Annotated in this window: 15 protein-coding genes; 13 read left to right on the top strand and 2 right to left on the bottom strand. The window is 37.0% G+C overall.

Annotation, left to right across the window (positions count from 1 at the left end):
* Positions 1-9 precede the first annotated feature (9 nt).
* The 9 genes from aroE (at position 10) to MHH64_RS13145 (ending at position 7,399) form a co-directional block, all read left to right on the top strand.
* On the top strand, positions 10-855 hold the full coding sequence (gene aroE / locus MHH64_RS13105; RefSeq protein WP_095307083.1) for a shikimate dehydrogenase: 846 nt from the start codon (positions 10-12) through the stop codon (positions 853-855).
* Positions 856-860: 5 nt separating this feature from the next.
* The gene (gene yhbY / locus MHH64_RS13110) at positions 861-1,151 is read left to right on the top strand and encodes a ribosome assembly RNA-binding protein YhbY (protein ID WP_095307081.1); all 291 of its coding nucleotides are present in this window, start codon (positions 861-863) and stop codon (positions 1,149-1,151) included.
* Between the two features lie 57 nt (positions 1,152-1,208).
* On the top strand, positions 1,209-1,787 hold the full coding sequence (locus MHH64_RS13115) for a nicotinate-nucleotide adenylyltransferase (protein WP_095307080.1): 579 nt from the start codon (positions 1,209-1,211) through the stop codon (positions 1,785-1,787).
* On the top strand, positions 1,765-2,352 hold the full coding sequence (gene yqeK / locus MHH64_RS13120; RefSeq protein ID WP_095307079.1) for a bis(5'-nucleosyl)-tetraphosphatase (symmetrical) YqeK: 588 nt from the start codon (positions 1,765-1,767) through the stop codon (positions 2,350-2,352). Before MHH64_RS13115 ends, yqeK begins: the two co-directional genes overlap by 23 nt.
* Complete coding sequence (gene rsfS, locus MHH64_RS13125) at positions 2,342-2,698, top strand: ribosome silencing factor (RefSeq protein WP_095307078.1); 357 nt, start codon at positions 2,342-2,344, stop codon at positions 2,696-2,698. The genes yqeK and rsfS overlap by 11 nt, the downstream gene beginning before the upstream one ends.
* A gap of 2 nt (positions 2,699-2,700) precedes the next feature.
* The gene (locus tag MHH64_RS13130; RefSeq protein ID WP_095307077.1) at positions 2,701-3,453 is read left to right on the top strand and encodes a class I SAM-dependent methyltransferase; all 753 of its coding nucleotides are present in this window, start codon (positions 2,701-2,703) and stop codon (positions 3,451-3,453) included.
* A 127-nt stretch (positions 3,454-3,580) separates the two neighbouring features.
* A complete protein-coding gene (locus MHH64_RS13135) occupies positions 3,581-4,177 on the top strand; it encodes a helix-hairpin-helix domain-containing protein (protein ID WP_303447276.1) in 597 nt (198 codons plus the stop codon).
* A gap of 238 nt (positions 4,178-4,415) precedes the next feature.
* Positions 4,416-4,979, top strand: coding sequence for a ComE operon protein 2 (locus tag MHH64_RS13140; protein WP_095307075.1), 564 nt, complete (start codon positions 4,416-4,418; stop codon positions 4,977-4,979).
* A gap of 107 nt (positions 4,980-5,086) precedes the next feature.
* Positions 5,087-7,399: a DNA internalization-related competence protein ComEC/Rec2 gene (locus MHH64_RS13145; RefSeq protein WP_340001884.1), complete on the top strand. Its 2,313-nt coding sequence runs from the start codon at positions 5,087-5,089 to the stop codon at positions 7,397-7,399.
* 80 nt (positions 7,400-7,479) lie between these two features.
* On the opposite strand, the gene MHH64_RS13150 is transcribed toward MHH64_RS13145, so the two are convergent.
* Positions 7,480-7,611, bottom strand: coding sequence for a YqzM family protein (locus MHH64_RS13150; RefSeq protein WP_095307072.1), 132 nt, complete (start codon positions 7,609-7,611; stop codon positions 7,480-7,482).
* Between the two features lie 322 nt (positions 7,612-7,933).
* Between MHH64_RS13150 and holA the strand changes: the two genes are divergently transcribed.
* On the top strand, positions 7,934-8,956 hold the full coding sequence (gene holA, locus MHH64_RS13155) for a DNA polymerase III subunit delta (protein WP_251659033.1): 1,023 nt from the start codon (positions 7,934-7,936) through the stop codon (positions 8,954-8,956).
* Between the two features lie 141 nt (positions 8,957-9,097).
* Here the strand turns inward: holA and rpsT are convergent, their stop codons facing one another.
* A complete protein-coding gene (gene rpsT, locus MHH64_RS13160; protein WP_095307068.1) occupies positions 9,098-9,358 on the bottom strand; it encodes a 30S ribosomal protein S20 in 261 nt (86 codons plus the stop codon).
* Positions 9,359-9,599: 241 nt separating this feature from the next.
* Here rpsT and gpr point away from each other — a divergent pair, with 241 nt between their 5' ends.
* From gpr to MHH64_RS13175, 3 genes are all read left to right on the top strand, one after another.
* On the top strand, positions 9,600-10,694 hold the full coding sequence (gene gpr / locus MHH64_RS13165) for a GPR endopeptidase (RefSeq protein WP_340001885.1): 1,095 nt from the start codon (positions 9,600-9,602) through the stop codon (positions 10,692-10,694).
* Between the two features lie 127 nt (positions 10,695-10,821).
* A complete protein-coding gene (locus MHH64_RS13170) occupies positions 10,822-11,997 on the top strand; it encodes a stage II sporulation protein P (protein ID WP_340001886.1) in 1,176 nt (391 codons plus the stop codon).
* A gap of 12 nt (positions 11,998-12,009) precedes the next feature.
* Positions 12,010-12,321: a hypothetical protein gene (locus MHH64_RS13175; protein WP_095307062.1), complete on the top strand. Its 312-nt coding sequence runs from the start codon at positions 12,010-12,012 to the stop codon at positions 12,319-12,321.
* Positions 12,322-12,403 lie beyond the last annotated feature (82 nt).

Raw genomic sequence — 12,403 nt, forward strand, 5'->3', positions numbered from 1 at the left:
GGGAGAATGATGGATTATCGCTTAAAGCTGATTGGTTATCCGATACAGCATTCCTTGTCTCCATGGATACATAATAAATTCCTGGAGCGGACACATCTAAAAGGAACTTATACGTTGCATGAGATTAGTCCTGATGCATCATTTGACGAAAATGTACTAACCTTAAAAAAAGAAAAAGTAGATGGTTTTAATGTTACAGTGCCATATAAAGAAGAGATCATTCCATATTTGAATATGCTTGATGATACAGCGAAGCAAATGGGGGCTGTAAATACGGTTGTATATCGAGAGGGAAAATGGATTGGCTATAATACAGATGGAATCGGATATCTGCGATCATTAGAAAGCAAATATCCTACCTTTTTTCAGAACAAATCAAAACGTATTTTGTTGATTGGTGCTGGTGGAGCAGCAAGAGGAATATACTATGCACTGGATAGAGCTGGGTTTGATTGTATTGATATCGCAAACCGAACGAAGGCAAGTGCAGAAGAAATAGCAAAGCTCGCCACCCTATCAAGTAATACGAAAGTTGTATCTTTAAAAGAGGCTGAAGAGGGAATAGGAAATTATGATTTAATTATCCAAACAACGTCCGTAGGAATGAAACCGAATGTTGATACTTCCATTCTTTCATTTAGCCAGGTGAAAGAAAATGCAATTGCCAGTGATATTGTTTATCAGCCGCTACAAACAAAATTTCTCAAAGAAGCAGAAAAGAATGGCGCTGCTATACACTATGGGCATACAATGCTATTGTACCAAGCACAATATGCTTTCGAAATTTGGACAAACCAAAAGGTACCTATGGATGATTTGGATTTACAACTACAAACTATTTTGGAAGGAAGATAATTTTTATGTTAACAGGTAAACAAAAACGTTTTTTACGAGCTGAAGCGCACCATCTGAAGCCAATATTTCAGGTTGGAAAAATTGGTGTTAATGATAATATGATTGAACAAATAGGAGAAGCATTAGAAAAAAGAGAATTGCTTAAAGTAAGTGTGCTACAAAATTGTATGGAAGATAAGGACGCTGTTGCTGAGCAGATTGCTGATGGGACGGAGGCTCATATTGTTCAAATCATCGGAAATCAAATTGTGCTTTATAAAGAGTCAAAGGAAAATAAACAACTAAGATTACCATAAGATCCAAGTGTTCGGTTTACTAACATTTGTCAAGAATGAACGGTAGAGGAGTTTGACATGGAACGGATTGGAATATTGGGTGGAACATTCGACCCCCCGCATTTAGGTCATTTATTGATTGCTGAGGAAGTAAGGTTAGCGATGGACCTTCAGGAAGTCTGGTTTATCCCTACTTATACACCTCCGCATAAAACAGCATCCAAGACAAGTGCACAGGATCGTATTCAAATGCTGCACTTAGCGACGAAGAGTAATCCTCACTTTAAAGTGAATACAATTGAAATAGAACGTACAGGTAAATCATATACTGTAGATACAATGAAAGAATTGCAAAAGTTGCACCCTGAAAAAGAGTTTTACTTTATTATTGGCGCAGATATGGTTGAATACTTACCGAATTGGCATAAAGTAGATGAATTATTTTCACTTGTACGCTTTGTGGGGGTGAAGCGATCGGGATATCAGCTTGTTACAGAATATCCGATTACGGAAATCGATATTCCAATGATTGATATCTCATCATCGATGTTGAGAAATTGGTTGCGTAGGAAGCGGTCGGTTCATTACATTGTACCAGAACCTGTCATTTCCTACATTAAGGAGAAAGATTTGTATGAATATAACAGAAGCAACTGAAAAAGTAAAACCCCATTTAACAGTGAAAAGGTTTGAGCATACGCAGCGTGTTGCAGAGACTGCTGTTAAGCTTGCTCATCTCTATGAAGCGTCACCAAAGAAGGCAGAGCTTGCTGCTATTCTTCATGATTATGCAAAATACCGTTCACTTGACGAGATGGAGCGCTGGATAAGGAAATCCACTCTTCCAAAAGATCTTCTCGATTATCATCATGAACTATGGCATGGACCAGTTGGGGCTATTTTGATAGAGAGGGAATTCGGTATTGTGGATAAGGAAATTCAAAGTGCTGTTCAGTACCATACGACGGGTAAGGCTGGGATGAGCAAACTTGACAAGATTATTTTTCTTGCGGATTATATCGAGCCGGGCAGATCTTTTCCGGGAATAGACAAAGTTAGAGGTATTGCTGAGCAGAATCTAACACAGGCGTGTTGGATGGCATCCAAAAATACAATAACCTATTTAATGTCTAAAAACGTAACCGTTTATCCAGATAGTTTTCATGCGTATAATGATTTAACAAGACAAATTACTGGAGGTAGTTCCTTATATGAAAAATAAAGAAATTATCGATTTAATTGCTGAAGCTTGCGATGATAAACGAGCTGAAGATATTATTGCTTTAGATATGAATCAAGTATCATTAGTGGCGGATTATTTCTTAATCTGTCATGGTAACAATGAAAGACAGGTGCAGGCAATAGCACGTGGAATCAAAGATGTGATGGATGAAAATGGAATTCAAGTTAAGCGAATAGAAGGATTTGAATCCGCACGCTGGATTCTTGTCGATGTTGGAGACATTGTTTGTCATATTTTTCACAAGGATGAACGGAATTATTATAATTTAGAACGTCTATGGGGAGATGCTTCTCGCGTAGCCTTACAACTTGGTCAGGAAGGCTAATCATGGCATATCAGCAAATGGCTTCCTTGTATGATCAATTGATGGTAAACGCTCCTTATGATGCGTGGGTTTCTTTCACAGAAGAAATGATAAAGCAAACTGGAAAAGAAGCTGAAAGGATAGCTGACCTTGGATGTGGTACTGGAGAAATTGCAACAAGATTAGCAGAACGTGGCTATCATATAACTGGTGTAGATTATTCGACAGAAATGCTTACGCATGCAGCACATAAAGCAGAGGAAAAAAATCTTTCTATACAATGGATACATCAGGATTTAACGAAACTTACTGGTTTATTCGAGTATGATGTAGCTATCAGTTATTGTGATGTTATGAATTATATAACAGAACCAATGGATTTGCAGAAATCCTTCCATAATATAGCGAATTGCTTAAAGGAAGGTGGGCTTTTCATTTTTGATGTTCACTCCTTGTCTCATGTAGAGAAAAATTATATGAATCAAACATTTGCTGAGGTAACTGATGAGGCTTCTTATATTTGGTTTTGTTCAGCTGGAGATGATCCTGGTGAGATGTTTCATGATTTGACATTCTTTGCTTTAGAAGAAGAAACATATAAACGTTTTGATGAATTTCATCATCAAAAAACGTATCCGGTAACATTTTACAAAAAAATATTAAAAGAGTCAGGCTTTGAAAACATTAAATTGTTTGCTGATTTTTCAACAAAAGTGAATAATGTAGATGAAAATTCAGAGCGAATTTTCTTTTTAGCTGAAAAAAGGTCAGGATAATTGAGATTCCTGATCTTTTTTTATTAGCAGGATTTTATAAAATGATGAAGAATATATCTATAACTACAGGAATTATCTTCTGTAGAAACGCCTCCTACTAACTATTATAGAATGGATGTGAAAAGGGTTGTTAAACCTTCTTAAAAAATCCTCGTTTTTCATTGCCTTAACGATTTTAGTTGTTTTATTCCTCATTTTCACTCGTGATGCGACCGAAGAACAAGAAACGATTCTAGATTTACAAGCTGTTTCATCCACAGAAGATCCATTTGATAAACAAGCAGAAGCAATTCAAGACTCAAATACAGCTGCAGTTGTTGATATCAAAGGTGCAATTGCAAAACCAGGGGTTTATGAAGTATCACCAGATGCAAGGGTGAATGATGTTATTTTAACAGCAGGAGGGTTTACTTCTGATGCTGACCAAAGTCAAATTAACCTCGCGCAAAAAGTGCAGGATGAAATGATTATTATTGTGCCTAAAATTGGGGATGAGATTGAGAGTGGAGCAGGTTCTGTTGAAAGTAATGGAAAGATTAAAGTAAATATGGCCACGCAGGAGGAAATCGAACAGCTTCCAGGAATTGGTCCAGCCAAGGCACAAGCAATTATTCAACACCGAGAGGAGCATGGTTTATTCAATTCGATTGAAGATTTGCTAAACGTTTCAGGAATTGGTCAAAAAACATTGGAGAACATGCAGGACACCATACAAATTCCGTAAAATGAAACTTTAAATAAAGTTGTTTTTTCTTTCCAGCTGATTGCCAGCACTACAAGGGAAACCAGCAGGCTTTGTTCAGAATCCGAAATTCATGGGAGTTTCCCCTCACCTTTTTGTCTTTTGGTTTACTTATTCTACAGATATGGGGTTTATAGCCGGTTAATCTATGATTTTGATAATTGACGAAAATTCACTTTGGAATGTACACTAGGGGGAGAATACGCAAAGGGGAATACATATGGAAAGAATTTCATGGGATCAATATTTTATGGCACAAAGTCACTTGCTTGCGCTTCGTAGTACTTGTACAAGACTAATGGTGGGAGCAACAATTGTCCGCGACAAGCGGATAATAGCAGGTGGCTATAATGGAAGTGTATCTGGCGGTGTTCATTGTATTGATGATGGTTGTTATGTTATTGATGGTCATTGTGTACGAACTGTTCATGCAGAGGCAAATGCACTCTTACAATGTGCAAAATTTGGTGTTGCAACAGATAATGCAGACATTTATGTAACGCATTTTCCATGTCTACAATGTACAAAGCAGTTAATTCAAAGTGGTATCCGAACGGTTTATTATGCGGAGGACTATCACAATCATGAATATGCCATTCAATTATTTAAAGAGGCAGGCGTTCAAACGAAAAAAGTAGAACTTGATTATCTTGCTGTAGATACAAACTATCAGGAAAAAGCAGAGCTGATGAAAAATGTGCTGGATAAACTAGATACAGTAGCAGGAAATGATAAGGAAGCACATGTACTTCGAGAACAAGCTGAAAAACTGTTTTTAAAATAGCTTAATCAAATGCAGAAAAAAAGCTTAACTCACCTATTCAGGTTAGATAGGTGAGAAGCTCTCTGCCTAAAGAACAATTTCATAAACGGAAATAGGTGAATTTTCAATTGAAAGGATATTGGCATTTTGCTGCGCTCGCAGTAGGTGCAGCGATTGTTAGAATTTATTTCGCTAATGATTGGATAATTATTGTTTTCTTACTTTGGATATCGTACTTATACTTTCATGGAAGATTAAAGAAAGTTCCGATTTTCATTTCATTAATCATGTTCTTCTTTTTTTCACTTTATATCCCTCCACCGACTAGTCAATCCTCCACAGCATTATCAAGTGAGACCGCGCATTATATTGGTGAAATTGTATCCCCTGTCCAGTTAACACAAGACAAGCTGGAATTTGTCCTAGAAGAGCAACATTCAAAACAAAACATCCTCATTCTTTATTTTCCTGATAATAATAAACAAACGGCCGAGATTGAACCCGTCCTAGATAGCTTCAAGTATGGCGCAAGTTGTGTGGTAAGTGGCAGTGTGGAACTTCCGAATAAAAGCAGAAACCCCGCCCAGTTTGACTATCGAGAATATTTATTGAAAAGCGGCATAACCTACCAGCTTATACTAGAAGATTTAACACACGTAGAATGTGGCGGCTCTAAGTTTCTTGAACGTTTTTATATGCTGCGCGAACAGCTGCTAACTCATGTAGAAAGTCGGTTTAGTGCATATACTGCTTCATGGTTAACTGCTATTGTGTTTGGTGATGATTCAAAGATGGATTCGGAAACAGAGGATATTTTTCAACGTTGGAGTCTATCGCATATTATCGCTATTTCTGGCTCCAATATCGGTTTAATTGTTGCGTTGTTTTATTTTTTACTTGTAAAGCTAAATCTGCTTACACAAGAAAAAGCGCAATGGCTTATGGTTTTCTTTTTACCTGTTTATGCTCTGTTAGCAGGTGGTGATCCTTCTGTATGGAGGGCATCGATCATGGTGGTGCTGTTCATTCTGCTAAATAAATTTAACTTTCGTTTTAGTTATACAGATATATTGAGCATTGTGTTTATTTTACTCATATTTCTTGATAATACTATTATGTATCATGTAGGATTTCAATTATCTTTCCTCGTAACGTTTGCCATTCTTTTATCGAAGAATTGGGTTGGTGGAACGAAATCTCCCTTCTGGCAATTACTACAAATTAGCTTCGTCTCCCAAATGGTTATTATTCCAATTCAATTTAATTACTTTTCTATTTTCCAACCTTTATCCATTATACTTAATTTAATTGTGATTCCTTATTTTACCGTTTTTGTTATTCCGTTGATGTATATACTTGTTCCGTTAAGCTTTTTGCCGAATGTATTTATCAATTTATTGGATTCATTATTTTTTCTTATTCATCAAATGATTATTGCTTTTATTGATTTAATCGATTCTGTTCTTTACTATCCATTTTTAACCTCAGGATTTCCGTTTATCGCGATAATTATTTATTTTGGGTTGTTCCTTTTGTTTATGCATGATTTGGAACGAGGGATGTTGATTAAAGCCTTTCGTTCAGGCTTGTTAATGACGTTGTTGATAATGGGTATCGTTGCTAGACCGTATTTTTCCTCGGAGGGAACCGTAACAATGTTCGATATAGGCCAAGGAGACGCGTTTTTAATTGAACTGCCATATCGGAAAGGCGTCATCATGATTGATGCTGGTTCTCGATTTTCTTTTGAAGATATGAATCCTACAGATAGTGTTTATCAGCAGATATTACGACCCTACTTTTATTCTCGCGGTATTAGAGAGCTCGATTCACTTATACTTACACACGAGGATACGGACCATATAGGGAGCGCTGAATTTATTTTCAAAGAAATGGAAGTTGAACAATTAATTGTAAGTAGATATTTTGATTTATCTGTGTTGCAAAAATGGTCGCAGATACGAAAGAAACCGGAATTGGTTCTAGTGAAGGGTGGAGATATAATTACGGTTTCCGATCAACAATTACATGTGCTTGCCCCAGAACAAGATCGTGCATCATCAAATGAAAATTCCATTGTAGTATTTACCGAATTTGGTGGAGTACGCTGGTTATTTACAGGTGATATTACAAAAACGGAAGAAAGCGTGTTAATACAAAACTATCCTAATTTGTCGGTGGATGTATTAAAGGTTGCACATCATGGGAGCAGTACATCTACAGATCAAGACTTTATTGAAACGACTGATCCAAGATTTGCTCTCATTCCTGTTGGGGTAGATAATTCCTACGGGCATCCGACACCAGAGGTTTTAGAAACACTTGAAAAGTTTGATGTGGAAATATTACGAACCGATCAACATGGCGCGGTACAATTTAAGTACGATGATGGAGGAACATTTTTCCCGTTTTTACATAAACTACGTGGAGAAGACAAATGAAATGAACAAAGAGACTGTGGGATACAGTCTCTTTCAACAAATTTTAGGTAAAAGGTAACGATTACATGTACAGCCTGCTATTATCCGAAGAAACTAATTGCCGCTCCGACCGCAAAGATTAAGAAAAAGAAAACGAATGAAAAAACAAATCCTAGAGCGGAGTCAACTACATCATTTCCTTTATACTGCACATCTTTCTCAAATTCATTCACAATATACCCCTCCTATGTCATCAACATTAGTATAAATTAAATGATAAAAAAAATCTACTTAATGCTAAAAAGGTGTTTTTAAAATTATTCATCACCATATTTAGTAAGACTTAACATCTATACTTTTGCTGTGTCAGTATAAGCTAATGACAAGTGAAAATATCGTCTGCTGTACAGTTTCTAGAGCTGAATATCAGGCGTTTATATAGATGCATTTAGAGGTGCTTTCGATATGAAGGCATCTCTATTCAAACAAAAGTTCTTGCCATTCCATCTGTTCCGATTTACCATTATAACTATATTAAGTTGGAGTGGATTATAGATGTCTTATATAGAAGTAGTCAAGCAATTAAAGAAAAACCAAATTTCCTCTGTTTATCTTGCGTATGGTGTAGAGTCGTTTTTCTTGCAAAATTTAAAACAGGAATTAACTAAACGTGTCTTGAATGGAGAAGAGGAGAATCTGTCGTTATACGATCTTGAAGAAACGCCGATTCAAGAAGTTGTTGCCGATGCAGAAACCTACCCGTTTTTTGGAGAAAAAAAACTAGTCATTGCCACCAACCCTGAATTTTTAAAGGCCAAGCCCGGTAAATTACCATTTGAGCATAGACTGGAATCTCTAGAGCGTTATCTAAGTGAACCAGCATCGTATTCTGTGCTTGTGCTTATGGCGCCGTATGAGAAAATCGACGAACGGAAAAAAATCAGTAAGCAATTGAAAAAGCATGCAACGATCGCAGTTTGCAACGAAGTGAAAGAGCAAGAGTTAACACAGTGGATTAATACTTTAGCAAACCAACTACAAATAACAATTGATCGAGATGCATACGAAATTTTCGAAACTGAATTGTCTACAAATCTTCATTTGCTGGAAAATGAATTATCGAAGTTAGCTCTATATGTTGGAGAGGGTGGTGTAATTACCAAAGAAGTCGCTGAGAACCTAGTCTCACACACCTCAAGCAGCTCATCATTACGACTGGTAGATGCTGTTATGGAGCGGAATTTACATAAGGCAATTGCTATATTTAAGGATTTAGAAAAAATGAAAGAAGAACCAATTGCCTTGATTGGTCTGCTTGCTTTTCAATTTCGAACTATACTGCGCGTCAAGCTATTGAAGCAGAAAGGTTATGGACAATCCCAAATACAAAAAAGCATCGGTGCCCATCCATACGTCGTAAAAATTGCTTTAAGCAGAGAAAGACAATTTTCTACTCAAAAACTTCAGGATGTTATCCGGAAATTGGCAGATACAGATGCAGTAATGAAGCAAGGTAAAATGGAAAAGGACCTCGCTTTTGAACTTCTGCTTTATGATCTAATTCAAACGGCTTCGTAGTGCAAAAAAGGAAAGTTCTTGAATAGCAGTGTGTAGAGGTGGACGTGGCTGTTTCGGCAGCAAAATCAACAGCATTCATATTCATATTTAATCTTTCTGAGCCATTAAAAAAACGATCCATGAAGGATCGTTTTTTACGTTTTATAGGCTGTTTACTTTTTTAGTAAGACGGGATTTTTGACGATCTCCAGCATTTTTGTGGATAAGTCCTTTTTGAACAGCTTTGTCAATACGTTTTACAGTATTTTTTAATGCAGCTTTTGCGTTTTCCACGTCATTTGCCTCAACTAAATTTTCTACACGACGGATTTCAGAACGCATTTCTGTTTTTTGTGGTCCGTTATTCGCACGTTTTTTATTGTTAACCGTTACACGTTTGATTGCAGATTTAATATTAGCCATTTAATTCACCTCCTAAAAATGAACGAAATTCTAAGCGTTTCGTAATAATGTTCAATAATCCTATCAAAGTCAATCATTACATTCGTTTAACTTTCAATGTGGACAAAGAGTATTTTACCAAAGGAACAGGATGTTTTCAATAAAATTGTTAGAACATGGAACATTTCGTATGTTTTTTTGTCAATGGTTCATTCTATTACTGATAAGTATTGTAAGTATTGAATGAAGGGAAGACAAGCTAATGGCTGATGAAAATAAGGTGTTCCAGGTACGGACAGATTTAGCGGTTGAAGCTAGGGATATGTATACAGAGACAGTGGAAAAAGAAAGTGAGTTAAAAGGTGTTACGTTTAAAGAAAGACACGAGGCCGATATAAAAATTTCTTACGTTGATATTGATGAAACAGGAGCAAAATTGCTTGGGAAAAAACCAGGAAATTATGTAACGATTTATGCTGATGGTGTTAAAAAACAGGATACAGCTAGACAAGAAGCTGCTGCCAAAGTACTTGCGAAGGAAATTGAGCAACTGCTTGTTCGCAATAATATACCGACCGATGCCACTGGATTAATTGTTGGTCTTGGAAATTGGAATGTTACACCAGATGCTTTAGGACCAATGGCTGTTGAAAAAATACTTGTTACAAGTCATTTATTTAAACTTCAGCAGGAGACAGTAGCTGAAGGGTATCGTGAAGTCGCAGCTGTAACCCCCGGAGTAATGGGAGTTACAGGTATTGAAACAAGTGATATTATTTTTGGGATTACGGAAAAGTATCAACCTGATTTTGTTATTGCAATTGATGCGCTTGCTTCCAGATCAATTGAGCGGGTGAATGAAACCATACAGCTTTCCGATACTGGAATTCATCCTGGATCAGGTGTTGGAAATAAAAGAAAGGAAATAAGCAAGGAAACATTGGGTGTACCGGTTTTAGCAATTGGTGTACCAACGGTTGTTGATGCTGTAACAATTACTAGTGATACAATCGATTTTCTATTAAAACACTTTGGACGTGAATGGAATGAGAAAGATAATCCGTCTAAATCTCTAGCACCGGCGGGAATGGCATTCGGCGGGAAGAAGTTAACAGAAGCTGATTTGCCGAATGATGAGCAGCGTCAAACCGTTTTGGGGATGGTTGGTGGACTTTCTGAAGATGAGAAACGAAAGCTTATTTCAGAGGTATTAACACCTATAGGGCATAATTTGATGGTTACGCCAAAAGAAGTTGATGGGTTTATGATTGACATGGCGAATGTCATTGCTAATGGTTTAAATGCTGCCCTTCATGAAAATGTGAACGTCGATAATTTTGCTTCATACAGTCGATGAATTAAAAAGGGGGCCGATTACTCTATTAATTGGCTCTATTTTTTAGAAACATGGTTCTACCTTCCACATTTAACTCATAGATTTAAAACAAGAGTTAACTGTCAGGAAGGTGGGATCATGTATTTTTATGAAAAACAATCACCTAAATCGAAATGGGCATAGCATATATAGGAAAAGTGGTCTTTATCTTATTAGTATCCTTATCCTATTTATCAGTATAGGAATTTTAACAACTGTACAGCCGGCATACCGTTTCTCATCCAGTCTATTAACAGAATGGACAAGAGATATTGATGGTTTTGTATTTTATAACTTGCTAAGTATGGAAAATCGAGCTTTTAAACAAGCATTTCCGGAGGATCGCCAACTACCTAAGCTTTCAAGTGTGCTCTTTCAGGTTGCTACGAATTTAAAGCCGGATGATCCAAGGAGTCTATTGGGAAATGAAATTCCTGGATTTTCTATCTATGATAGGCAAATATTAATTGCTGGTGAAGGAACAAACTATACAAACCTGCCTTTTGAATCGTCACCACCTCTTGAAGAAGTTTTGAGAGACCGTGAGGCTTTAATCGATGAACCGAATGAGGAGAAGGATCAAAAAGAAGAGGATAAAGAAGGTAGTGAAAATAAAACCCCAACAACAGATAGTAGAAAAGTGGTTTATATTTATAACACACATACACGTGAATCATTCTTACCACATTTACCAGACGTTACAGATCCAGATCTCGCTTTCCATGGTGAGGTGAATATTACAAAGGTAAGTGACCATCTCGCCAAAGCCCTTGAGGCAAAAGGGATTGGGGCTGAGGTAGAAGATACGGATATTGACAAAGTACTTAATGATAAAGGTATGAAGCGCTCGCAAGCTTATGATGCCTCTCGAGAATTTGTAGAAGAGGCAATAGCAATGAATGATGAAATCCAATTTGTATTTGATTTGCACCGGGACTCAGCTCGTAAAGATGTGACAACAAAAGTGATAAATGGTGAATCGTATGCCAGAATTATGTTTGTTGTTGGAATGGAGCACCCTGAACATGAGAAAAACATAAAAATAGCTTCTGAGTTACATGACTTGATTGAAGAAAAGTATCCAGGCATAAGCAGAGGTGTTGTCCAGAAAGAAGGTTCAGGTGTTGACGGCATTTATAATCAAGATCTCTCAGATAATGCGGTTCTAATTGAATTTGGCGGTGTTGACAATAATTTAGATGAATTATACCGAGCGGCAGATGCAGTTGCAGATGTATTTAGTGATTATTATTGGGATGCAGAAGCAGTACAAGCAAATCCATAGGAGGTACGGTCAATGCGATTTATTTTAATTCTACTTTTACTCGCAGTTTTCTTTCTATCAGGGATAGTATATGGGATGAACAAAGAAGCACCCCAAACAGCAGAGGAAGACGACGCTGTTGTTGAAGTAATAGAAGATACAGAGGAGCAAGCATCTACTGCTGAAACAGTTACGATACCAGTAAGTCAACCGATGGCTGATGCGGGCAAGGACACTGCTGTGCAATATACTCAAAATGCCGCATCTATATTAGGGGCTGGGGTTAAAGGCTTTTTTGAACTATTAATGCAAGTGTTATATCAAACTGCTCAATTATTTTTCTAGGTTATAAAGATTAAGTGATGATATCGGTGGTTTATCAAAACGTATTGGAAATCATCCAAAGGGATGTAATCGTACTGCATCT

The organism is Oceanobacillus sp. FSL K6-0127, assembly GCF_037983385.1.
Taxonomy (GTDB): domain Bacteria; phylum Bacillota; class Bacilli; order Bacillales; family Amphibacillaceae; genus Oceanobacillus; species Oceanobacillus profundus.